The sequence below is a fragment of the Rhodococcus mengyinensis genome (genome assembly GCF_048381435.1).
GTDB classification, from domain to species: domain Bacteria; phylum Actinomycetota; class Actinomycetes; order Mycobacteriales; family Mycobacteriaceae; genus Rhodococcus_F; species Rhodococcus_F opacus_D.
Genome location: NZ_JBLWIT010000161.1, coordinates 1 through 21,295, shown reverse-complemented (window position 1 = coordinate 21,295; position 21,295 = coordinate 1). Strand labels below are relative to the sequence as shown.

Annotated in this window: 22 protein-coding genes and 1 pseudogene; 16 read left to right on the top strand and 7 right to left on the bottom strand. The window is 68.8% G+C overall.

Going from position 1 to position 21,295, the window contains the following annotated elements; all coding sequences use genetic code 11:
• Nucleotides 1-5: 5 nt before the first annotated feature.
• The gene (locus tag ACNJ7E_RS42570) at nt 6-842 is read right to left on the bottom strand and encodes a dienelactone hydrolase family protein (RefSeq protein WP_037245016.1); all 837 of its coding nucleotides are present in this window, start codon (nt 840-842) and stop codon (nt 6-8) included.
• A 97-nt stretch (nt 843-939) separates the two neighbouring features.
• Here ACNJ7E_RS42570 and glmS point away from each other — a divergent pair, with 97 nt between their 5' ends.
• A complete protein-coding gene (glmS, locus tag ACNJ7E_RS42565) occupies nt 940-2,802 on the top strand; it encodes a glutamine--fructose-6-phosphate transaminase (isomerizing) (protein ID WP_105412631.1) in 1,863 nt (620 codons plus the stop codon).
• A gap of 36 nt (nt 2,803-2,838) precedes the next feature.
• Here the strand turns inward: glmS and ACNJ7E_RS42560 are convergent, their stop codons facing one another.
• Nucleotides 2,839-3,213 carry a cupredoxin domain-containing protein gene (locus ACNJ7E_RS42560; RefSeq protein WP_280782654.1) on the bottom strand — a complete coding sequence of 125 codons (375 nt, stop codon included), beginning with the start codon at nt 3,211-3,213 and terminating at the stop codon, nt 2,839-2,841.
• Nucleotides 3,214-3,265: 52 nt separating this feature from the next.
• On the opposite strand from ACNJ7E_RS42560, the gene ACNJ7E_RS42555 reads away from it, so the two are divergent.
• Genes ACNJ7E_RS42555 through tsaD form a run of 7 tightly spaced genes read left to right on the top strand, consistent with a single transcriptional unit; the run spans nt 3,266 to nt 9,733 of the window.
• Nucleotides 3,266-4,747, top strand: a complete 1,482-nt coding sequence (locus ACNJ7E_RS42555) for an NAD(P)H-hydrate dehydratase (protein ID WP_418342614.1) — start codon at nt 3,266-3,268, stop codon at nt 4,745-4,747.
• 17 nt (nt 4,748-4,764) lie between these two features.
• Complete coding sequence (gene alr, locus ACNJ7E_RS42550) at nt 4,765-5,967, top strand: alanine racemase (protein WP_418342613.1); 1,203 nt, start codon at nt 4,765-4,767, stop codon at nt 5,965-5,967.
• Nucleotides 5,968-5,970: 3 nt separating this feature from the next.
• Nucleotides 5,971-7,035, top strand: coding sequence for an alpha/beta fold hydrolase (locus tag ACNJ7E_RS42545; protein WP_418342612.1), 1,065 nt, complete (start codon nt 5,971-5,973; stop codon nt 7,033-7,035).
• Nucleotides 7,025-7,513: a tRNA (adenosine(37)-N6)-threonylcarbamoyltransferase complex ATPase subunit type 1 TsaE gene (gene tsaE / locus ACNJ7E_RS42540; protein ID WP_011598171.1), complete on the top strand. Its 489-nt coding sequence runs from the start codon at nt 7,025-7,027 to the stop codon at nt 7,511-7,513. Before ACNJ7E_RS42545 ends, tsaE begins: the two co-directional genes overlap by 11 nt.
• A 50-nt stretch (nt 7,514-7,563) precedes the next feature.
• A complete protein-coding gene (gene tsaB / locus ACNJ7E_RS42535) occupies nt 7,564-8,223 on the top strand; it encodes a tRNA (adenosine(37)-N6)-threonylcarbamoyltransferase complex dimerization subunit type 1 TsaB (RefSeq protein WP_418342611.1) in 660 nt (219 codons plus the stop codon).
• A complete protein-coding gene (gene rimI / locus ACNJ7E_RS42530; RefSeq protein WP_283353389.1) occupies nt 8,220-8,699 on the top strand; it encodes a ribosomal protein S18-alanine N-acetyltransferase in 480 nt (159 codons plus the stop codon). Before tsaB ends, rimI begins: the two co-directional genes overlap by 4 nt.
• Nucleotides 8,696-9,733, top strand: a complete 1,038-nt coding sequence (gene tsaD / locus ACNJ7E_RS42525; protein ID WP_418342610.1) for a tRNA (adenosine(37)-N6)-threonylcarbamoyltransferase complex transferase subunit TsaD — start codon at nt 8,696-8,698, stop codon at nt 9,731-9,733. Before rimI ends, tsaD begins: the two co-directional genes overlap by 4 nt.
• Here tsaD and ACNJ7E_RS42520 read toward each other — a convergent pair.
• The gene (locus ACNJ7E_RS42520) at nt 9,726-11,348 is read right to left on the bottom strand and encodes a DUF7159 family protein (protein WP_418342609.1); all 1,623 of its coding nucleotides are present in this window, start codon (nt 11,346-11,348) and stop codon (nt 9,726-9,728) included. The two genes, tsaD and ACNJ7E_RS42520, sit on opposite strands and share 8 nt — an antisense overlap.
• A 205-nt stretch (nt 11,349-11,553) precedes the next feature.
• On the opposite strand from ACNJ7E_RS42520, the gene ACNJ7E_RS42515 reads away from it, so the two are divergent.
• A complete protein-coding gene (locus ACNJ7E_RS42515) occupies nt 11,554-12,090 on the top strand; it encodes a potassium channel family protein (protein WP_418342608.1) in 537 nt (178 codons plus the stop codon).
• On the opposite strand, the gene ACNJ7E_RS42510 is transcribed toward ACNJ7E_RS42515, so the two are convergent.
• Nucleotides 12,087-13,805 carry a TIGR03767 family metallophosphoesterase gene (locus ACNJ7E_RS42510; protein ID WP_418342607.1) on the bottom strand — a complete coding sequence of 573 codons (1,719 nt, stop codon included), beginning with the start codon at nt 13,803-13,805 and terminating at the stop codon, nt 12,087-12,089. The two genes, ACNJ7E_RS42515 and ACNJ7E_RS42510, sit on opposite strands and share 4 nt — an antisense overlap.
• Nucleotides 13,806-14,033: 228 nt before the next feature.
• On the opposite strand from ACNJ7E_RS42510, the gene groES reads away from it, so the two are divergent.
• On the top strand, nt 14,034-14,333 hold the full coding sequence (gene groES, locus ACNJ7E_RS42505; RefSeq protein ID WP_003940763.1) for a co-chaperone GroES: 300 nt from the start codon (nt 14,034-14,036) through the stop codon (nt 14,331-14,333).
• A 92-nt stretch (nt 14,334-14,425) separates the two neighbouring features.
• Entirely contained in the window at nt 14,426-16,039 is a 1,614-nt protein-coding gene (gene groL / locus ACNJ7E_RS42500; RefSeq protein WP_418342606.1) for a chaperonin GroEL, read from the top strand.
• Nucleotides 16,040-16,135: 96 nt separating this feature from the next.
• Here the strand turns inward: groL and ACNJ7E_RS42495 are convergent, their stop codons facing one another.
• The 3 genes from ACNJ7E_RS42495 to ACNJ7E_RS42485 form a co-directional block, all read right to left on the bottom strand.
• Complete coding sequence (locus tag ACNJ7E_RS42495; protein WP_283333003.1) at nt 16,136-16,855, bottom strand: anti-sigma factor; 720 nt, start codon at nt 16,853-16,855, stop codon at nt 16,136-16,138.
• A gap of 1 nt (nt 16,856) precedes the next feature.
• Complete coding sequence (locus ACNJ7E_RS42490; RefSeq protein ID WP_280782666.1) at nt 16,857-17,531, bottom strand: sigma-70 family RNA polymerase sigma factor; 675 nt, start codon at nt 17,529-17,531, stop codon at nt 16,857-16,859.
• Between the two features lie 115 nt (nt 17,532-17,646).
• The gene (locus tag ACNJ7E_RS42485) at nt 17,647-17,940 is read right to left on the bottom strand and encodes a WhiB family transcriptional regulator (RefSeq protein ID WP_005239766.1); all 294 of its coding nucleotides are present in this window, start codon (nt 17,938-17,940) and stop codon (nt 17,647-17,649) included.
• Between the two features lie 196 nt (nt 17,941-18,136).
• Here ACNJ7E_RS42485 and ACNJ7E_RS42480 point away from each other — a divergent pair.
• The 5 genes and pseudogenes from ACNJ7E_RS42480 to ACNJ7E_RS42460 all read left to right on the top strand — a co-directional run.
• Nucleotides 18,137-18,436 (top strand): annotated as a pseudogene (locus tag ACNJ7E_RS42480) (MerR family transcriptional regulator); the annotation flags it as partial.
• Between the two features lie 198 nt (nt 18,437-18,634).
• Nucleotides 18,635-19,204 (top strand): transcriptional regulator, encoded by a 570-nt coding sequence (locus ACNJ7E_RS42475; protein WP_418342676.1) that lies wholly within the window; start codon nt 18,635-18,637, stop codon nt 19,202-19,204.
• Between the two features lie 34 nt (nt 19,205-19,238).
• Complete coding sequence (locus ACNJ7E_RS42470; protein ID WP_418342605.1) at nt 19,239-20,072, top strand: hypothetical protein; 834 nt, start codon at nt 19,239-19,241, stop codon at nt 20,070-20,072.
• Between the two features lie 160 nt (nt 20,073-20,232).
• Nucleotides 20,233-20,811, top strand: coding sequence for a sigma-70 family RNA polymerase sigma factor (locus ACNJ7E_RS42465; RefSeq protein ID WP_005239770.1), 579 nt, complete (start codon nt 20,233-20,235; stop codon nt 20,809-20,811).
• Nucleotides 20,795-21,295: anti-sigma-D factor RsdA (locus ACNJ7E_RS42460; RefSeq protein WP_418339527.1), on the top strand; the 501-nt coding region annotated here is incomplete at its 3' end. The genes ACNJ7E_RS42465 and ACNJ7E_RS42460, both read left to right, overlap by 17 nt.

Genomic DNA, 21,295 nt, shown 5'->3' with positions numbered 1-21,295 from the left:
AGAACTCAGATGTGCGGGAGCACACCCTCGAAGCCGGCGTCGGTGTGCTCCTCGTGCGGATCGACGAGCGTGGTGTGGGGAAGTTCGGCGTCCGCCTTCGCGAACACCTCGTACTTCTTGTCCTCGGTGAGGTGATAGAGCAGGAAGCCGGTGAGCAGCGCGCGTGTGATCTGCTGGGTCTTCCGCTCGGAACCGCCGATGCCGAGTGCACCCAGGAGGCGGCGTCCCTCGGTGAGCCCGGACTCCTTGGCGCCGTTGACGGCGCGCAGGACGTGTTCCCCGCCCCACGCCTCGGCCAGCGCCTTGGCGTTGCTGTTCATGGTGTCGATGTCGGCACCGGCGACGACGAGCCCCGGCGCTGTGATCTTGGACGCATACTTCTCGGCCTTCGGCGCGGTCGGTGCCGGGAACAAGGCGGCGACCGCCGATACGTCCCGTTGCGCGGCGGCGAGCACCGCCACACCCGCACCCATCCCGTGTCCTGCGAACGCGACGCGATCGGGCTGCACGCTGATCTGGCCGGGACCGAGACGCACACCCACACAGATGTCGAGGGTGGCCCGCAGGTCGGTGGCGAGGCCCAGGTGGGAAGGCACGGGACCGCGTTCACTGTTGGGAGCGGCCACGACGATTCCCCACGACGCCAGATGCTCGAGCGTCTTCCGGTAGTGGTCGGCACCTGCCATCCAACTGTGCGCGAACGCGACGGCGGGCAGGTTGAAGCCTGATTCGGGCGTGTATACGACGCCCGGCTGTCCGGCGAGTGCGAGGTCACCCCGCAGCACGCGGTGCGGTCCTCGCTTGGACAGTTCACGGGCCAGGGTCTTCGGTTTCGGCGCCACGGGGAGAACGTTATCCGATTCGCGGGCCGGCGAGAGAGCCGATGCGGCCCACACTCCGACTTCGCCGCGTCGCCCGGTCCAAGTACCCTGATGAACCATGTGCGGAATCGTGGGATACGTCGGCCACCGGCAGGCTCTGACTGTTGTGGTGGAGGCCTTGCGGCGAATGGAATACCGCGGATACGACTCCGCCGGTATCGCCGTGCTCGACGGCCACGGCGGCATGGCGGTCGAGCGGAAGGCGGGTCGTCTCGCGAATCTCGAGGCCGAACTCGACGAGGTCGGGGCCGAGCACTTCACCGGGAGCACCGGGATCGGTCACACGCGGTGGGCCACGCACGGCAGGCCGACCGACCGCAACGCGCACCCGCACCGTGATGCGGGTAACACGGTTGCCGTCGTGCACAACGGCATCATCGAGAACTTCGCCCCGCTGCGGGCCGAACTCGAGCACGACGGAGTCGACTTCGCCAGCGACACCGACACCGAGGTCGCGGTGCACCTCGTCGCGCGGGCCTACGCCTCGGGCGAGACGGCCGGTGACTTCGTCGCGAGTGCGCTGAGCGTGCTGCGCAGGCTCGAGGGCGCGTTCACGCTCGTCTTCACGCATTCGGACCACCCGGACACCATCGTCGCGGCGCGTCGCTCGACGCCCCTCGTCATCGGTGTCGGCGAGGGAGAGACGTTCCTCGGATCCGATGTCGCGGCGTTCATCGAGCACACCCGTGATGCGGTCGAGCTGGGGCAGGACCAGGTGGTGGTGATCACCGCGGACGGGTACTCGATTCTGAACTTCGACGGATCCGAGGCGCAGGGCCGCCCGTTCCGCATCGACTGGGACCTCGCCGCCGCCGAGAAGGGCGGCCACGACTACTTCATGCTCAAGGAGATCGAGGAGCAGCCGGCCGCGGTCGCGGACACTCTCCTGGGGCATTTCCAGGACGGGAAGATCGTTCTCGACGAGCAGCGACTGTCGGATCAGGAACTGCGCGACGTCGACAAGGTCTTCGTCGTCGCCTGCGGCAGCGCCTACCACTCGGGGCTGCTCGCGAAGTACGCCATCGAGCACTGGACCCGGCTGCCCGTCGAGGTCGAGCTCGCCAGCGAGTTCCGCTACCGCGACCCGGTCCTGGACCGGTCGACGCTGGTCGTGGCCATCTCGCAGTCCGGTGAGACGGCCGACACCCTCGAGGCCGTGCGCCACGCCAAGGACCAGAAGGCGCGGGTGCTGGCGGTGTGCAACACGAACGGCGCCCAGATTCCGCGAGAGGCGGACGCCGTCCTTTACACCCGGGCAGGTCCGGAGATCGGTGTCGCGTCGACCAAGGCGTTCCTCGCGCAGGTCACGGCGAACTACCTGGTCGGTCTGGCCCTCGCCCAGGCCCGCGGCACCAAGTACCCGGACGAGGTCGCACGCGAGTACGCCGATCTCGAGGCGATGCCCGACCTGGTGAGCCGGGTACTCGAGACGGTCGAGCCGGTGCGGGCGCTGGCGCGGGAGCTGGCGTCGTCGTCGACGGTGCTGTTCCTGGGCCGCCACGTGGGCTACCCCGTGGCGCTCGAGGGTGCGCTCAAGCTCAAGGAGCTCGCGTACATGCACGCCGAGGGCTTCGCGGCCGGCGAGCTCAAGCACGGGCCGATCGCGTTGATCGAGGACGGGTTGCCGGTGATCATCGTGATGCCGTCGCCGAAGGGGCGCGCGGTGCTGCACTCGAAGCTGCTGAGCAACATCCGGGAGATCCAGGCCCGCGGTGCGCGGACCGTGGTGATCGCGGAGGAGGGCGACGAGGCCGTGCGCCCGTTCGCCGATCACCTGATCGAGATCCCGGCGGCGCCGACGCTCCTGCAGCCGCTGCTGTCGACGGTGCCGTTGCAGGTGTTCGCGGCGGAGGTCGCGCAGACGCGCGGCTACGACGTCGACAAGCCGCGTAACCTCGCGAAGTCCGTCACCGTCGAATAACAACCACCGTAGGGGCGTGGCCGGGCCGGCTGCGCCCTACGGGGTGACGACGACGGTGCCCGTCATCTCGGGGTGCAGCGAACACGTGTATTCGTAGGTCCCCGGTTCGGTGAACGTGTACGTGAACGTGCCGGTCTGCATCAGACGGCTTCGCAGCACACTTTTCGCGGCGCCGACACCCACCACGTCGTGGGTGACACCCCGGTCGTCGAAATTCCAGGTGACGGTGTCGCCCGCCTTGACGGTGAGTGTCGCGGGCGCATACGCCATGTTCGCGACCTGCACGACGGGTCCGGTCGGCGCCTCGGGCGCCGTGCTGTCGGGCGAACCGCACCCGGACACGACGCCCGCCATCGAAATGCTTGCGGCGAGAGCCACTCCGGCGATCCACGAGCTTCCACGTCCACGCATGACGTCGAGCGTAGTCTGACCCGGTACCGACCCTTCTCGACGAGGAGTTCCCATGCGGGGCTACTACACCGCTGACGAGGTTCGAGCCGCAGAGGCGCCGTTGCTGGCTTCTCTTCCCGACGGCGCGCTGATGCGACGCGCAGCGCATGGGCTCGCCACGGTGGTGGCGGCGGAGCTGCGAGCGCGGACCGGGGGCGTCGCGGGTCGAACGATCACGGTGCTGGTGGGGTCCGGTGACAACGGCGGGGACGCGTTGTGGGCGGCGTCGATGCTGCGGGGGCGTGGTGTTGCGGCCACCGCGGTCCTGCTGAAACCGGAGAAGGCGCACGAGGCGGGGCTGGCGGCGTTCACTGCGGCCGGCGGCCGAGTGGCCGCCCCGTCCGACGAGCTGGGCATGCCCGATCTGGTGATCGACGGGATCGTCGGAATCTCCGGCAGGGGGTCGCTGCGGCCCGATGCTGCCGCGCTGGTCGACCGGATCGAGGCTCCGATCGTGTCGGCCGACCTGCCGAGCGGTGTGGACCCGGACACGGGAGCGGTCGACGGCCCCGCCGTGCGCGCCGCCGTCACCGTCGCATTCGGCGCCCTCAAACCGGTCCACGCGCTCGGTGCGGCGCACTGCGGCCGGGTCGAGCTCGTGGACATCGGACTGTCGCTCGGCGACCCGGGGATCACCGCCCTCGACGCCGCCGACGTCGGTGCTGCGTGGCCGGTGCCGGGGGCGGACGACGACAAGTACTCGCAGGGCGTGGTGGGGGTTGTCGCAGGCAGCGACGGTTACCCGGGTGCCGGTGTGCTGTGCACGGGCGCCGCGGTCACGGCCACGTCGGGGCTCGTCCGCTACGCCGGACCGTGCACCCACGAGGTGCTCGAGCACGCGCCGGAGGTGATCGCGACCACCGATCTCGCCAAGGCGGGACGCGTCCAGTCGTGGGTGGTCGGGCCGGGCATGGGAACCGACGACGCCGCCCGTCGCACGCTGCGGACGGTGCTCGACTCCGACGTGCCCGTGCTGGTCGACGCGGACGGTCTGACCCTGCTCGCCGAGGACCCGGACCTGGTGCGGTCTCGGACCGCAGCGACACTACTGACCCCCCACGCCGGGGAGTTCGCCCGGCTGACGGGGACGGATCCGGGTCCGGACCGGGTGTCGTCGGCACGCGCTCTCGCTGCCGACTGGAACGTTCACCTGCTGCTCAAGGGGCGGGCCACGGTGATCGCGGAACCCGGTGGCCGGATCTACGTCAACGAGGCGGGCGGGTCGTGGTCCGCCACCGCGGGGGCCGGGGACGTGCTCGCCGGGATCATCGGCTCACTCATGGCCGCGGGTATCGGCCCGGCCCGGGCCGCGGCGGTGGGTGCGCGAGCGCACTCGCTGGCCGCGAACCTGGCTGCCCGAGGCGGTGGCGCGGACCTCTCCGCAGGCCGCGGAACAGCACCGATCTCCGCCGGGACGCTGCTCGCGCACCTCCGGGAGTCGATCAGAGTTCTCCGTGCGGGGGTGTCACCCGAAGAAATGCCGGCCTCATCGTGAATGGCAGGATCGAGCATATGACGCTTGCTGAAGCAGTACCGGCCGACGACCACGGACACCGCGAACCCGCAGCGCCCACGGAGGCGCCGGCACCGCAGGCCGAGGCCGTCGTCGATCTGGACGCGATTGCGCACAACGTCCGCATCCTGCGCGACAGCGCCCGGGACGCGGCGATGATGGCCGTCGTAAAGGCGGACGGCTACAACCACGGCGCCGTACCCGTGGCACGCGCGGCGCTGGCCGCCGGAGCGTCGGAACTGGGCGTGACGACGGTGTCGGAGGCGCTGACTCTGCGCCGCGCGGGCATCGACGCCCCCGTCCTCGCCTGGCTGCACACCGTCGACGCCGACTTCGCCCCCGCGATCGCGGCCGGTGTCGAACTCGGCGTCTCCTCGCCCCGTCACCTCGCCGCGGTGGTCGCTGCCGCCCGGAGCGTCGGCACCACGGCGATCGTCACGATCAAGGTCGACACCGGACTGAACCGCAACGGGGTGGCACCCGACGAGCTGGCGCAGGTCCTCGTCGATCTGGCGCGCGCACAGGCCGAGGGCTCGGTGCGGCTGCGCGGCATCTTCTCGCATCTCGCCCACGCCGACGAGCCGCATCACGCCTGGATCGATTCCCAGCGCGATCGGCTGATCAGCGCGATCGCGGATGCCAAGCGGCAGGGCCTGGTCCCCGAAGTGGTGCACCTGTCCAATTCCGCGGCCACCCTGACCCGTCCCGACCTGCGGTTTGACATGGTTCGCCCGGGAATCGCGATATATGGGTTGTCGCCCGTACCCGAACTCGGTCAGTTCGGGTTGCGCCCGGCGATGACACTGCGATCGAGGGTGGCTCTGGTGAAGAAGGTAGCGGCAGGTGAAGGCGTGTCCTACGGGCACCAGTGGGTGGCCCCACGGGATACGACGGTGGCGCTGCTGCCGTTCGGCTACGCCGACGGGCTGCCGCGCTCGCTCAGCGGCCGTTTCGAGGTCCAGCTGGGCGCGCAGCGACGGCCGGGCATCGGACGCGTCTGCATGGACCAGGTGGTCGTCGATCTCGGACCGGACGGCGGCGGAGTCCGGGAGGGGGACACCGCCGTGTTCTTCGGCAACGGAGACCTCGGCGAGCCCAACGCGCAAGCGTGGGCCGATGAACTCGACACCATTCACTACGAGGTGGTGACAGGGGTACGCGGACGCACGGTGCGCAGTTACGTCGGCGGAACGGGCACCTAGATCATGGGGTTGTCGAAGCGTCTGGGGCTCGTCGGCGGCCTGCTGAGCGCGCTGGCGCTCGGTTCGGTCGCCGGTGTCAACGCGCTACGCAGCGCGACCCGGCCGGGCCGCGAGATCTACGGTGACGAGGACTTCACGCTGATGTCGCGGGACCGGCGCAGCGTCGTGGTCACCGAGGACGGCGTCGCGCTCGCGGTCCGCGAGGTCGGTCCCGAGGACGCGCCGGTGACGGCGGTGTTCGTGCACGGCTACTGCCTGGACATGACGTCGTGGCATTTCCAGCGCCGCCAGCTCGCCGAGCGGTGGGGCGACGACGTGCGGATGGTGTTCTACGACCAACGCGGGCACGGCGATTCGGGTGTGCCGTCCACGGCGACCTGCACCATCGCTCAACTGGGCTCCGATCTCGCGACCGTGATCGAGGCGAAGGCCCCCACCGGACCGGTTGTGCTCGTGGGGCATTCGATGGGCGGAATGACGGTCCTGGCCTTCGCCGGGCAGCGGCCCGAACTGGTGGCGTCGCGGGTGGTCGGTGTGGGCCTGGTGGCCACGGCCGCCGCCGGTCTCAGCGAGACCGGATTGACGCGGAACCTGCAGAACCCGGTCATCGACGGCTTCCGGATGGCAGTCCGGACCTCACCCGAACTCGTCCAGCACGCGCGCGGCGCGGCCCGCGTGCTGATCACCCCGATTCTGCGGGCGGCGTCGTACGGCACGGACGTGAGTCCGCGGCTGCACAAGTTCTCCGACTCCATGCTGGACCGGACGTCGGTGGTGACCATCGTGAACTTTCTGCGCACACTCGAATTGCACGACGAGTCCGCGTCACTCGAGGCGATCGAGCGCACCCCGTCCGTCGTGGTGTGCGGCGACAGCGACATGATCATCCCGTTCGGCAGCTCACGGAAACTGGCAGCGGACCTTCCGGAGTCCGAACTGCTACGGGTGCGCGGTGCCGGCCATCTGGTGCAGCTCGAATTCCCGTCCGTGGTGTCGGACGCCGTCGACCGGGTCCTGCATCGTGGCCTGGCGACGTACGAGTCGCGTGAGCAGTCCGATGTCGGCTGAAGAGGGAGTGTTGCCCGTGAGCGGGACCGTGGTGTTGCCGACGGCGGAGGACACCGAGCAGTTCGGCCGAGATCTCGCCCGGGGCCTCGTCGCCGGGGATCTCGTGGTCCTCGACGGACCCCTCGGTGCGGGGAAGACCGCACTGACGAAGGGGATCGGAGCCGGGCTCGGCGTGCAGGGGCGGGTGACTTCGCCCACATTCGTGATCGCGCGGGAGCACCGGGCGGGCACGCGGCCCGACGGGGGCACCCCGGTCGGGATGGTGCACGTGGACGCGTACCGACTGGGCGGAAGCGGCCCGCACGCGCTGGACGAACTCGACGCGCTCGACCTCGACACCGACCTGGCTGCAGCGGTTGTCGTCGTCGAATGGGGCGAGGGCATCGCGGAGCAGCTGGCCGATCGTCATCTGCGGGTACGCCTGCGCCGCGAACCGGAGACGGACGTCCGCACCGCCCACTGGGAGTGGATTTCCTGACGGGGTCGGGTGTCGGGAGCGGTTCTGACGTGCGAGTACCCTCAGTTACCGTGCTTGTTCTCGCCATCGACACGTCCACGCCCGCCGTGACCGCCGGAGTCGTCCGGGTTTCGGCCGATTCCGCATCGGTGGAGGCGGTGGACACCCTCGCGGTGCGCGTGACGGTCAACCCGCGCGCCCACGCGGAAGTGCTCACCCCGCACATCCTCGAATGCCTCACCGAGTCGGGGCACGTCGCCGCGGACCTCGACGCGGTGGTGGTCGGCGCCGGACCCGGGCCGTTCACCGGACTGCGCGTGGGGATGGCTACCGCCGCCGCGTTCGCCGACGCCCTCGGCATTCCGGCCCACGGCGTGTGCAGCCTCGACGCCATCGCCGCACAGGTGGACGGCGACCGGAATCTGCTCGTCGTCACGGATGCACGGCGGCGTGAGGTGTACTGGGCGCGCTATTCGGCAGGGGTGCGGGTGGAAGGTCCCGCGGTGGTGAAACCGCGCGAACTCGAGCCGATGCCGTCCGAGGTGGTGGCGGGATCGCCGTCACACGTCGACTTCTTCGATCTCCCGGTCGAGCCCGTGGAAACACCGTCGCCCGCAGGACTGGTCGCGGTGGCCGCGGAGGCCCTGTTCAGTGATGCCGCTCCGGCGGCGCTCGTACCGCTCTACCTGCGGCGCCCGGACGCGGTCGAACTGGCGGACCGGAAGAAATGACTTTCCGCATCGAACCGATGGCGGCCGCCGACGCCGAACGGTGCGCGGAGCTCGAGACACTCCTTTTCGCCGGTGACGGACCCTGGAGCGCACGCGCATTCAGGGCGGAACTGGCCGCCCCGCACGTGCACTACACCGTGGCGCGGGACGACACCGGCCACGTCGTCGGGTACGCCGGAATCGCCCTGCTGGGTGACGGTTCACATCCCGAATCCGAGATACACACGATCGGAACGGATCCGGCGTGTCAGCGGCGGGGGATCGGCGGGGCCCTCCTCGACGAGCTCCTCCGAGTGGCCGACACCCGGGGTGGCCCGGTGTTTCTCGAAGTACGCACCGACAACGACGCGGCGATCGCCCTCTACCGACGTGAAGGATTCGAGATCGTGGGAACCCGTAAGAAGTACTACCAACCGAGCGGTGCGGACGCCTTCACGATGCGTCGCCCCGGATCGGGTGAGGAGCCGGTGCAATGATCGTCATGGGGATCGAAAGCTCTTGTGACGAGACCGGAGTCGGCATCGTCCGGTGGAACGGTGACGGAACGTGCGAACTCCTCGCGGACGAGGTCGCATCCAGCGTCGAAGAGCATGCACGGTACGGCGGGGTGGTGCCGGAGGTCGCGTCCCGTGCGCACCTCGAGGCGATCGTCCCGACGATGCGGCGGGCCCTCGCCGCCGCCGGGATCGCGAAGCCGGACGCTCTCGCCGTCACCATCGGACCCGGTCTGGCCGGCGCCCTGCTCGTCGGTGTCGCGGCCGCGAAAGCCTATGCGGCGGCGTGGGACGTCCCGTTCTACGCGGTGAACCACCTCGGCGGTCACGTCTCGGTCGACACCCTCGAACACGGACCGATGCCGCCGTGCGTGGCGCTGCTCGTGTCCGGTGGGCACACCCACCTCCTCCACGTCGAGGATCTTGCGAAGCCCATCGTCGAACTCGGCACCACCGTGGACGACGCCGCCGGCGAAGCCTTCGACAAGGTGGCCCGCCTCCTCGGCCTCGGATTCCCCGGTGGCCCCGCTCTCGACGCCGCGGCGCAGGACGGCGACCGCAACGCCATCCCCTTCCCGCGCGGAATGACCGGGCCCCGGGACGCCCGGCACGACTTCTCGTTCTCCGGGCTGAAAACGGCTGTCGCACGGTACGTGGAGTCCAAGGAGCGGGCAGGGGAGGTGTGCTCGGTGCCGGATATCGCCGCGAGCTTCCAGGAGGCCGTGGCGGACGTGCTGACGATGAAAGCGGTGCGGGCAGCCCGCGACGTCGGTGTGGACACACTGGTTCTCGGTGGCGGCGCCACGGCCAACTCCCGCATCCGCGCACTCGCCGAGGAACGTTGCGCCGGCGCCGGACTGACCCTGCGGGTACCGAAACCGCGCCTGTGCACCGACAACGGAGTGATGATCGCCTCGCTCGGCGCGCATCTGGTCGCCGGCGGCGCCGCGCCGTCCCTGCTGACCGTGGCCAGCGACCCCGGACTGTCGGTGGCGACCAGTCAGGTGTTCAGCTGACGGGAATCGTGACGGTCTGCGTGGCCGGGGGAGTGAGCGCCTCACCGGGCTGAGCACCACTCGGTTGCGACGCATCGGGACTCGGAGCGACCGTGCCCGGCGCCGGGACCATCGGGAAGAGCCCTTCGGGCGTCGCGGGTGCAGTAGGCGCAGCGGGCGCAGTAGGTTCCGCGGGCGCGGCCGGCGTCTCCGCGGGCGGCGGTGCCACCTCGGGAACGTCGGGTGCGGGCGCGACGGGGCTCGGTTCGTTCGGCGTGGTTTCCCCCGGAACCTGCGGCCACAGCGGCGGAATCGCGGGCCATTCGATGTGTGGCCATGAGGGCTGCGACGGGTTCGTTCCCGGCAGCGTCGGACGCGGCGGTGCCGTGGGTGTCGGCACCGGGGTGGTGGTGCGCGGTGTCGTGGTCTCGCTCGTCGAATCGGGCGTCTGCTCGGAGGTCCGGTCCGTTTGCGGTTCGGACGTGGGCGGCGCAACCTGATTCGGGTAGAACTCCGACGTCGGCGTCGGATCATACGACGGAATCCGCGTGGCGGGAGGTTCGTCCGTTGTCGTTGTCGTGACCTGCTCGGTGGTCTGGAACATGTCGGTCCCCGCGGGGGAGACATTGGGATCCGGCGCGGGCGCGAGTTCCTTGACGCCGTAACCGAGAACGAGACCTCCGACCACGAGGGCGCCGACGAGTGCCCCCGACACCTTGGCAGCCGAACCGGGGCGGTTCGACTCGGTGGCCGGGTAGTCGCGGATGGCCGAGGAGACGGCGAGCAACGCCGCACCTTTCGCGGTCGCCGTGTCGGGTTCGGGCATCACGACGACCCGTGCGGCGAACGCGTCGGCGACGGCGGAAGTGATCGCGGGAATGTTCGCGCCACCGCCGACGAGGGCAAAGGCATCCGGTTGACGTGGGGAGTCGGCGACGGTGGCGCGGATGAACTCCACCGCGACCCGGACAGTGGGTGCGGCGATCTCGTCGAACCTGGTGCGGCTGATCTCGATCGGGCGGATGCCCTGCAGGTCGATGTCGACGTGGGCGTTCGGCTCCGAGGACAACTGCTCTTTGGCGACGCGGCACCGCGCCGAGAGCAGGTCGCGGTCCAGGTGCCGAAGGGGATGCGGGGTCGAGAGGCTGCCGACGACGTGGTGGAAGACGAGGTCGTCGATTCCGGTGCCGCTCACACGGCTCGTGCGATCGGTGTGCAGGACGGTGCCGTCGACCTGATCGACGACGGCGACGGACAGTCCGGACTCGCCGAAGTCGACGATCGCGACCGTGGCATGCTGGGCGACCTCGCCGGTGTGCCGCAGGTAGGTGAGCGTGGCGGCGGTCTCGGGCACGAGATGCACGCGGTGCCGCTGCCTGCTGACGGCGCTGCGGATCGAATGCGCCTGTTCCGCCGTGCGGTACGCGACGGCGAACGCGTCGGGAGTGGTGGGGTCGGCAGGGACCTGGGTGGTCATCAGCGAGATCGACGAGCGGACCAGGTCACCGAGGTCGGTGTGCGCCTGATCGGCGGACAGGTAACGGAACTCGACGTTCTGCGAACCGTTCGAGGCCGTGGTGACGAGGGCGGAACCCACACCGGACGCACCGGTGGACATCCCCAAGGACATCCCCATTACACACCCCCTCACGTTTTCGACGCGTGACCTGCCATCTCTGTCGGAACGCCCTGTTCAGCGGGGAATCCCTGCCCGTTGAATCGGCGACTGTTATCTGAACGTTACAGAAAACAAACGGATTTCGCTCCCGACTTTCGGCCGCAGCAGACGAGGATGGCGCTCGATAGCCGGTCTCACCTGCACAGTTGTCCAAAGGAATCTCATGCGACGCGCCAGCGATTTTCGCAACCTCACGAGACGCGAGCGCCGACGGCTTCTGCTGCGCGCACTTCTGCGCCCATTGGTCACTGTCGTCCTGTGCCTCGTGGTCTACTTCGCCCTGCCGTGGACCTCGTTCGGGGACATGTCGGGCGTGTTCTTCCTGGCCGGCGGTTTGCTCGCGGTGGCGGCGGTCGCGGTCTGGCAGATCCGCCGGATCGTCCAGTCCGACATACCGGCGCTCCAGGCGATCGAAGCCGTGGCCCTCATCCTGCCGATCTACCTGCTCGGGTTCGCGGCCGGCTACTGCCTGATGTCCAAAAGTGATCCGGGTTACTTCTCCGAACCCCTCACGCGCATGGGTGCGCTGTACTTCTCGCTCACCGTCTTCTCGACCGTCGGGTTCGGTGACATCGCAGCGACGACCGATCCGTCACGAGCCGTCGTGAGTGTGCAGATCATCGGCAACCTGATCCTTCTCGGCGTCGGCATCCGCGCGGTCGTCGCGGCCGTCGGCTGGTCCCGCAGGCGCCGGACCTAGCGACCCGACGCCAGCACCAGTTCGACGTTCCTGTCGGGTGTCCCGCCGAGCAGGTCGGGGTCGGCGTGAATGTCGTTGAACGACAACTCCCGGTACAGCGACGCCAACCCGAGCGGTGAGAGATCGGTGTGGTCGACTGCGTAGGGACTGTCGGCCTCGAACAGCGTCGTGAGCAGAGACACGGTTCCGTCGACGTTGTCGACCACCTCGATGATCCGCCCGTGCTGGGGGAAGTCGATGTGCGAGGCCGTGTTGATCTCCCAGAACGACTGCTCCGGAGTTGATCCGGGCCACGGGGTGATCCGGTTCTCGTGGGTGTGTCCGTTGACCCAGGCGAGAACGTTCGGGAATCGGTGCAGCAGATCCACCAGTCGCGAACCCCGGATCCGGGGTTCCGCCGGGGCGGAGGGGTCGGGGACGACGTTGTCCATGCTGCCGCTGGTGTGGTGGCTGAACAGCACGAACCAGGTGTCGCTGCGTCCCTGCGTCACCGGATTGCCGGCCGTGTCGAAGTACCGGCTGCTGCCGGCCACCAGAGTGTCCTCGATCCACCGGAACTGCGCCGCACCGAGCGAGCCGTCGACGAACCCCGCCCGGTTGGTGGAATCCATGCTGATGCCGACCACGTCGGGTGCGATCTCGAACGAGTAGTAGCCGATCCCGGTCTCGCCGGCGTCCGGAGCGAAACCGTGGCCGACCGGTCCGGGGCCGGTGTTGGCCGGGTCCAGGTGGGCGGCGATGAACTGGCGGGGCGTGAACGGGGCGCGTGCGGGGTCGGGTGTGACGACCCGCGCTGGGGTCGTGATCGCGGACAGGGCAGCGGGAATCGCGCCGGGGTCGAACCTGGTCGCGATGTCGACCGCCTTCGCCTCTTCCGGCGATCCCGGGACCTCGAACTTCAGCGAACCGGTGTACATCGCTTCGAGCGGTGGGATACCGCTCGGGACTGTGCCCTGCACCGAGTCGTCGTGATTGCCGAAGACGCAGTACCAGGGGGTGCGCAGGCCGGGGCTCGTGACGGGGGCGATCGCCGCGCCGAGCAGACCGGGTATCTCGGGGAACCCGGCCTTCTTGTACATGTCCTGTAGGGAGGACTCCGGGTTCCAGTACAGATCCGCACCCGAGTTCTGCACGCCTTCGTAGCGGTCGGGTGCGCCCGTGTTGGGGACGATGGTGCCGCCGTTGAGTGCGGTGAGGAACCAGCCGAGTTCGGCGAACTCCTTGTTGTCGGTGTTGTCGCCGGTACTCACGACCGCGTCGAACGGGCGCTGGGTGTGCGGGCCGGACGCGAGCGCGTTGACGCGTGCGACCAGGGCGACGAGGCCCTGTGCGGTGAGTGTCTCGTGCGGGCGGAACGCGGAACCGGTGAAGGGGTGGACGTATTCGAAACGCATCGGGGACTGGGCGTCGACCAGGTGGACGTCCGTGAGCTGGACGAGGGACGCGAGGGCGGTGCGCCGGTCCTCGCGCCCGCTGCGCGCCTCGGCGAGTTCGGTGCGGACGATCGTCGGCCACCCCGGTCCCGCGCCGAGCCTGCGGTAGCCGGAGCTGCCGAGGGGGACGGCCACCGCTTCGAGGGTGGTGCCGGCCCCGGACGTGGGGAGAGGCGCCGCGCCCGCGTACTGCAACCCCCACGGGCGTGCTCCGAATCCCACTGCCCCGATCGCTCCGAGTCCGGCAAATGTCAGGAATTTACGCCGATTGATGTCAGACACCAGACGAACCTTAGGTGACGACCCGTGAGACAGGCCGACATTCGGTCGGCGCGGTTTACCACCCCTTCTCCTTGAGCGTTGGCACTCTCACGTATAGAGTGCCAAGTGGCGCCGATCGAGCTCCGGCACCCGCGACGACGGGGCTGTGTGAAGTGCCGTAAACGGAACACTCAAACAGGAGTCCGGAGAAGTCTCCGGATCCGCATACCCCAAAGTGGAGGGCTCATCGTGGCGAGCGTCAACATCAAGCCGCTCGAGGACAAGATCCTCGTCCAGGCCAACGAGGCTGAGACGACGACTGCCTCCGGCCTGGTCATTCCCGACACGGCCAAGGAGAAGCCCCAGGAGGGCACCGTCGTCGCAGTCGGCGAAGGCCGCGTCAACGAGCAGGGCAACCGCATCCCGGTCGACGTCAAGGAGGGTGACACGGTCATCTACTCCAAGTACGGCGGAACCGAGATCAAGTACGCCGGCCAGGAGTACCTGATCCTGTCGGCACGCGACGTGCTGGCTGTCGTCTCCAAGTAAGCCATACGTGATCCGCCCCGGAGTCCCAACAGGATCCCGGGGCGGAGTGCGTTCACGCGCGTAACCCTGAGATCCAGGAGAAGACAGAACACATGTCCAAGCAGATTGAGTTCAACGAGGTCGCACGCCGGTCTCTCGAGCGTGGAGTCGACAAGCTTGCCGACGCGGTCAAGGTGACCTTGGGTCCGCGTGGCCGCCACGTAGTGCTGGCGAAGGCCTTCGGCGGCCCGACCGTCACCAACGACGGCGTCAGCATCGCCCGGGAAATCGAGCTCGAGGACCCGTTCGAGAACCTCGGCGCGCAGCTCGTCAAGAGCGTCGCCACCAAGACCAACGACGTCGCAGGCGACGGAACCACCACCGCGACCGTGCTGGCTCAGGCCATCGTGCGGGGTGGTCTGAAGAACATCGCCGCGGGTGCGAACCCGATGGCGCTCGGCATCGGCATCAACGCCGCGGCCGACAAGGTCGTCGAGGCACTCCTCGCCGCCGCGAAGCCGGTCGAGGGCAAGACGTCCATCGCCCAGGTCGCGACCGTGTCCTCGCGTGACGAGGAGATCGGCGAAATGGTCGGCGAGGCGCTCACCCGCGTCGGCACCGACGGCGTCGTGACGGTCGAGGAATCCTCGACCCTGGCGACCGAGCTCGTGATCACCGAGGGTGTCCAGTTCGACAAGGGATACCTGTCGCCGTACTTCGTCACGGACCTCGATGCACAGAAGGCCGTGTACGAGGACGCTCTCGTGCTGCTGTACCGCGAGAAGATCACGTCCCTGCCCGATTTCCTGCCGCTGCTGGAGAAGGTTGCCGAGAGCGGCAAGCCCCTCCTCATCATCGCGGAGGACGTCGAGGGCGAGGTGCTCTCGACGCTCGTGGTCAACTCCATCCGGAAGACCATCAAGGCCGTCGCCGTCAAGGCGCCGTTCTTCGGTGACCGCCGGAAGGCGTTCCTCGACGACCTCGCCGTCGTCACCGGTGGCACGGTCATCAACTCCGACGTCGGCCTCACGCTGAAGGACGCCGGGCTGGACCTGCTCGGCAGCGCACGCCGCGTCGTGGTCAGCAAGGACGAGACCACGATCGTCGACGGCGCCGGAACCGACGACGACATCAAGGGTCGCGTCGCGCAGCTGCGCCGCGAGATCGAGAACACCGACTCCGACTGGGATCGCGAGAAGCTCGAAGAGCGTCTGGCGAAGCTGGCCGGTGGCGTCGCCGTCATCAAGGTCGGCGCGGCCACGGAGACGGACCTCAAGGAGCGCAAGTTCCGCGTCGAGGACGCCGTCAACGCCGCGAAGGCTGCTGTCGCCGAGGGCATCGTCCCCGGTGGCGGTTCCGCCCTCGTCCAGGCGAGCACCGAGCTGGCCGACAACCTCGGTCTGACCGGTGACGAGGCCACGGGCGTCAAGGTCGTGCGCGAAGCACTGCAGGCGCCGCTGTACTGGATCGCCAACAATGCCGGTCTCGACGGTTCCGTCGTCACCAGCAAGGTTGCCGAGCAGCCCAAGGGCCACGGTTTCAACGCCGCGACTCTGACCTACGGCGACCTGCTCGCCGACGGTGTCGTCGACCCCGTGAAGGTCACCCGCTCCGCGGTCGTCAACGCGGCCTCGGTCGCGCGGATGATCCTCACCACGGAGAGCGCCGTGGTCGAGAAGCCGGCGGAAGAGGACGATCAGCAGACCGGTCACGGGCACAGCCACTAGGCTCTGCCGTCGCGACCGATCGGCTCCGATCGTTCGAGCGAAGAAACCCCCGTGCGGATCACCGCGCGGGGGTTTCTTCTGCCGGCAGGCGCCGGCTCAGCTCAGTTGCAGCACCGCGAACGGTTCCGACGTCGGCTGGGGTGATCCTCCGGGCGGTTCGACGGTGACGGCCAGCTTCGACATCGACCCCACGTCGTCGAGGACGATCGTCGTGGTCGGCTGCACCTCTCCGGGAGAGAGGGTTCCCGCGGGCACGGGCGCGTCCCCGGACGCCGGCATCAGCCACAGCTGGTACACGGTGTCGGCGCTGGGCGGGGCGACACCGTCCAGCACGAACACCACCGCGTCCTGCGACTTCGAGTAGTTGGCGGTCGCGGACCCGCCGGCCGCGATCGCACTCGTCGACGAGTGCACGTCGGAGGCGTCGAGAACCTGCTCCGCCACGGTCGGCGCCGGACCTTCCGTGAGCTGCCGGACGATCACCGTTCCGCCGGCGAGCACCCCGACGGCGGCGGCGGCGGCGACGGCGACCTGCCAGCGGCGCCGGCGGGTGCGGCGTTCGGTGAGCGATGTCGGCCCGGACGCGGATTGCCTGACTTCGTCGAGGACTCGCGTCCGCACCCGGGGCGGTGGGTCGACGGCTCCCACTGCGCTCACCACCGCGAACGCTTCGCGGATCCGCCGGACCTCGTCGGTGAACGTGGAGCGGGTGTCCTCGTCGGTGGTGGCGAGATCGGTGTCGAGTTCGCGGCGCTCACTGTCGTCCAGTGCATCGAGTGCGTACGGGTAGGCCATGCCCACGAGTTCGTCGTTCATGTCACAGACCTCCCAGGCACCCGCGAAGACGCGTCAGTCCGTCACGGATGCGCGTCTTCACCGTGGACAGGGCGACACCCAGCTGGGAGGCGACCTCCCGGTAGGTGCGGCCGTCGTAGTACGCCATCGCGACGGACTCACGTTGCGTGTCCGTGAGCGAGTCCAGGCAGGCGAGCACCGATTGATGCTCGAGCCGGCGGGTCACCTCCTCGGTGACGTGGTCGAACGGCCCGGCGATGTTGGTGGTCTCGTAGAGCGCCTCGCGGTCGGTGCCCGCCTGCTCCGACCGCACGCGGTCGACCGCCCGGCGGTGCGCGAGCGTCATCAGCCAGGACAGTACGGAGCCGCGGGCCGGATCGAAGTTCGATGCGGTGCGCCACGCCTGGAGGAAGACCTCCTGTGTCGTCTCCTCCGCGTACCCGGGGTCGCGCAGGACCCGCAGAACCATGCCGTGTACCCGGGCGCTCGTCCGGTCGTAGAGTTCGGCGAACGCGTCGGCGTCCCCGTTCGCGACGCGGGCCATGGTGTCGTGGAGCTCGGTGGATTCGGTGGTTCGGGCCCGGTGTGCCCCGGCTGCGTCTGCCGAGCACACGTCGGCCGCTGGAGTGTTGCCCTCGGGGTTCGTCACCGGAAGTCGTCTCGCTTCATCGAGAACCACGGTAGCGTGCACATCCACTCATCTCCTCCAGCCGGTAGGCATTCGGAGACCGCGTCGCGGTGGATGGGTGTCGATGTGACGCGGGGAACCCCCGCGCGGCGACGAGGGTTCCCCGGTGAGTGTGGTGAAGCGGTCAGACGGCTATCCGGCCGCGTCTGTGCCGCGCGTGCATCTCGCGTTCCGTTTCGGACATTCCGCCCCAGATCCCGTACGGCTCGGACACGCTCAGCGCGTGATTGCGGCACTGGGCGAGGACCGGGCAGCGTCTGCACATCTCCTTGGCGCGGGTCTCCCGCTGCGCGCGCGCCCGGCCACGCTCTCCGTCGGGATGGAAGAACATCGAGGAGTCGACCCCGCGGCACAGTCCGTGCATCTGCCAATCCCAGATATCGGCGTTCGGGCCGGGCAGGTGGTTGGGTGCAGGCATGTGGACTCCTTAGCTGCAAGCTCGCCTCGGGCGACGAGCGGACCGTGGGCTCGTAGGTACGTTCAAGCCACTAATCATTCACGTCGCTAACCGTAGAGTCGGTTGTGAAATCGCGTCAATAGTTGTTCACAGTGGCGATTTACATATCCCACGAGCTGAAAGTTAACCTGGAGAATATTTACTTTCCCGCGGTTCCGTGATTCCGTTTCGGGTTGAAAGACCCCCGGTCACGGGTGACGATGTGCGGGTGCCCCAGCCCGCGGAGCCTCACACCCAGCCCCCTTCCGGACCCCCGGACGAGGGACCGACGATCTCGGTATCCGCCCTGGCCAGAAAGCTCGGGGTCGCTCCGTCGACGCTCCGCACCTGGGACCGCAGATACGGCATCGGACCCTCCGTGCACGCGCAGGGAAGTCACCGGCGATACACGCCGCGCGACGTTGCCCGGCTCGAATGCATGCAACACGCTCTGGACGGTGGTGCAAACTCCGCGGAGGCCGCGAGATATGCGATTAACGCAATGGCTACATATTCGTCAGAAAGCGACCACCGACCGGGTGTGAAAAATCTGGGTGACAACTCGGTGAACAGGACGGAAACAGACCCGTCGAACCTTTTGTCATCCTTTTCCGGCCTCGGCGGCGCCGAGGCGTCCGTCCGGAATTTATCGGGTGCGTTGCTGGCGCGAGACGTCGTGACAATCCGGCGGATCGTCGTGCGGGCCGTCGCGGAGCGGGGATTCAGCTCCATGTGGACGACCCTGGTCGTTCCGGTGCTCGAATGGGCGGACGAGGGCAGGAATTCGGAGGCTGCGGCTGCGAGTGTCCGCGTATTCGCCGAGTGCGTCGCAGGAATCCTGTCCACGATGACGCTGGACGCGCCGATCGGCGGTGGTGGCCGTGTCCTGCTCGTGCACGTGCCGGCGGATCTATCGGACTCAGTTCCCGCCGACCCGTACAGCCTCGAATTCCGGGCCCTGGGCGCCGCCCTGGCCACGGCCGCGGTGGACACCCGGATCGCGCTGCCCCTGTGCCGGTCGGCGCTTCTCGCTGCCGTGACCAACACCGAGCCGGACGCGATCGTCCTGTGGTTTCCCGCCGCCGGATGCCACCTCCCGTCTCTCCTGCGGGCGATCCGCCGCAGGCGCACCGGGCTGACGATGCTCGCGGGCGGCCCTGGATGCCGGACGCAGTCGCTGCCCCGATCGATCGCGGTGCTGGGCACGCTGGACGAGGCCGTGGACGCCGTCACCGCGGTCACCTGACCGCGGGGCGGCCGGACGATGCGATGATCTCGGCGTGCCCGACTCCAGTCTCCGTTCCGACGCCACGAATTCGTTGATCCGCGCGGCTTTCGGCGCCGACCCGGGCGCGTGCCCGCTGCCGGCGTCCGACGTTCCCGTCGAGCGCTGGATGCGAGCGGTGGCGTGGGGTGCCCGGGGGCACTACGCCCGATCCCGCGCAGAGCTGGACGCACTGACGCGGGCCGGGGTGGCCGAGCCTGCGGTCGTCTCGCTCGCCTGGAGCACGCAGGCGTCGTTGCTGAGGCAGCTCGGCTGGCACGGTGTGGCGTCCGGGTTCGACGGCCGGGCTCTCGCCGCCGTCGGGACGCGTCCGGGCGACGAGGACGGCGTCCTGGCTCGCGAAGCGCGGTGCGACGCGCTGACGGGGCTGGCCGCCGACGCGCTGGGGTGCGGCCGGCTGGCACTGGGCCGGCGGCTTCTCGGCAGGTGCTCCGAGCATCTGGACGAGCGTGCTCCCGACGAGCTGTGGCGCCAGCGCGTCCGCAGGCACTGGGTGAGTGCGGAGTTGTTTCTCGCGGGCGGAGACTTCGCCTCGGCGCGCCGCCACGCCGAGACCGCTGCGGAAATTTCGGAGGCCGCCGGATCTGCGCGACACCGCGTCAAATCGGATCTGCTGCGGAGCGCGTCCATGACGGGGGAGCCCGATTCGGGTCCGGCGGCGCGGCTTGCCGCGGATGTGCTCGACCGGTGCGATCGGTACGGCTTGATACCTCTGAAGTGGGCAGCTGCGATGTTGCTGAGTGGTGTGACATCCGACTCACCTGCGGAGGCCGTGCGTACGGAGTGCGAAGCCGTCATCAGGGCGCGAGGTGGGCGCTTCCGAATCTGACTCCGCTGGTCGAGCCCCGTGCGGCCCGGTTGCGCGCGAATCGCTGCGAATCCGGGCGAATACCGTTCGGTCCGCACCGTTACTCTTGGAGTGTTCCGCTGAGAGCGGGAGCACACCCATCGGGGGAGGTGCCACTGTAACGCCAGGATATTCAGCAACGATGACTAATACGAGCGAGGAGTTGGACTCCGCAGTCGCCGCTGCAACGCAGGGTGACCGGGCCGCTTTAGCTCTGGTCCTGGAAAACATTCGGCCCTTGGTTGTGCGTTACTGCAGAGCCAGGGTCGGTGCTGCGGAGAGGGGACAACTCTCCGCGGACGACGTGGCACAAGAAGTGTGCCTCGCCGTGATGACGGCCTTGCCTCGTTACGAGGATCAAGGCCGGCCGTTCATGGCATTCGTCTACGGGATCGCCGCGCACAAGGTCGCCGACGCGCATCGGAACTCCGCCCGTAACAAGTCGGAGCCCGTCGCCGAAGTACCGGATGTCGTAGCCAACGATGACGGACCCGAACAGAGGGCGCTGGACTCGGAAGCAAGCAGGCAGATGAACGAACTGCTGAGCACGCTGCCGGAGAAGCACCGGGAGATCTTGATCCTCCGCCTCGTGGTCGGTATGTCAGCCGAGGAGACGGCCGCGGCCGTGGGTAGTACTGCGGGAGCTGTCCGCGTGGCTCAACACCGAGCCATCGCGAAACTGAAAAAAGAAGTGACGAGGGCAGGTGAGAGGTTTGGCTAGGGGCATCAAGCGCAACGGCAATCCCGATGCCGATCTCCCAGGAGACGACGCACCGGTGGACGTCGCGGCAGTGCGCCGCGACGACGCTTTGATCGACGCGATCGCCGGCGGCGGTCCCGTCGCAACGGATTCGCCGGAGCAGTACGAGCTCGCGCTTCTGCTGACCAATTGGCGCGCCGACATCGTGGCGACGCCGATGCCGACCGGGCCGCTGCTGGACGACGTGATCGCGGCGATCGACGCCTCGGACGCCCGTTCCGCACGCAGCGCTGCCCGCAGCAAGCTCCGCTTGTTGCGACCCATCGCAGGCGCTGCCGCCGCGATCGCGGTCGTCATGGGTGGCGCCACCATCTTCTCGTACAACGCCGCACCCGGCGATCCGCTGTGGAGCGTCAAGTCGGTCGTGTTCAGCCAGCAGGCCGATTCGACCGTCGCGCAGATCGACACCACGTCGCAGCTGCAGGAGGCCGAGCGGCTGATCGCC

Coding starts and splice junctions, on each gene's coding strand:
- glmS (WP_105412631.1), top strand. CDS start 940: ATGTGCGGAATCGTGGGATACGTCGGCCACCGGCAGGCTCTGACTGTT.
- ACNJ7E_RS42560 (WP_280782654.1), bottom strand. CDS start 3,213: ATGCGTGGACGTGGAAGCTCGTGGATCGCCGGAGTGGCTCTCGCCGCA.
- ACNJ7E_RS42555 (WP_418342614.1), top strand. CDS start 3,266: ATGCGGGGCTACTACACCGCTGACGAGGTTCGAGCCGCAGAGGCGCCG.
- alr (WP_418342613.1), top strand. CDS start 4,765: ATGACGCTTGCTGAAGCAGTACCGGCCGACGACCACGGACACCGCGAA.
- ACNJ7E_RS42545 (WP_418342612.1), top strand. CDS start 5,971: ATGGGGTTGTCGAAGCGTCTGGGGCTCGTCGGCGGCCTGCTGAGCGCG.
- tsaE (WP_011598171.1), top strand. CDS start 7,025: ATGTCGGCTGAAGAGGGAGTGTTGCCCGTGAGCGGGACCGTGGTGTTG.
- rimI (WP_283353389.1), top strand. CDS start 8,220: ATGACTTTCCGCATCGAACCGATGGCGGCCGCCGACGCCGAACGGTGC.
- tsaD (WP_418342610.1), top strand. CDS start 8,696: ATGATCGTCATGGGGATCGAAAGCTCTTGTGACGAGACCGGAGTCGGC.
- ACNJ7E_RS42520 (WP_418342609.1), bottom strand. CDS start 11,348: ATGGGGATGTCCTTGGGGATGTCCACCGGTGCGTCCGGTGTGGGTTCC.
- ACNJ7E_RS42515 (WP_418342608.1), top strand. CDS start 11,554: ATGCGACGCGCCAGCGATTTTCGCAACCTCACGAGACGCGAGCGCCGA.
- groL (WP_418342606.1), top strand. CDS start 14,426: ATGTCCAAGCAGATTGAGTTCAACGAGGTCGCACGCCGGTCTCTCGAG.
- ACNJ7E_RS42495 (WP_283333003.1), bottom strand. CDS start 16,855: ATGAACGACGAACTCGTGGGCATGGCCTACCCGTACGCACTCGATGCA.
- ACNJ7E_RS42485 (WP_005239766.1), bottom strand. CDS start 17,940: ATGCCTGCACCCAACCACCTGCCCGGCCCGAACGCCGATATCTGGGAT.
- ACNJ7E_RS42465 (WP_005239770.1), top strand. CDS start 20,233: ATGACTAATACGAGCGAGGAGTTGGACTCCGCAGTCGCCGCTGCAACG.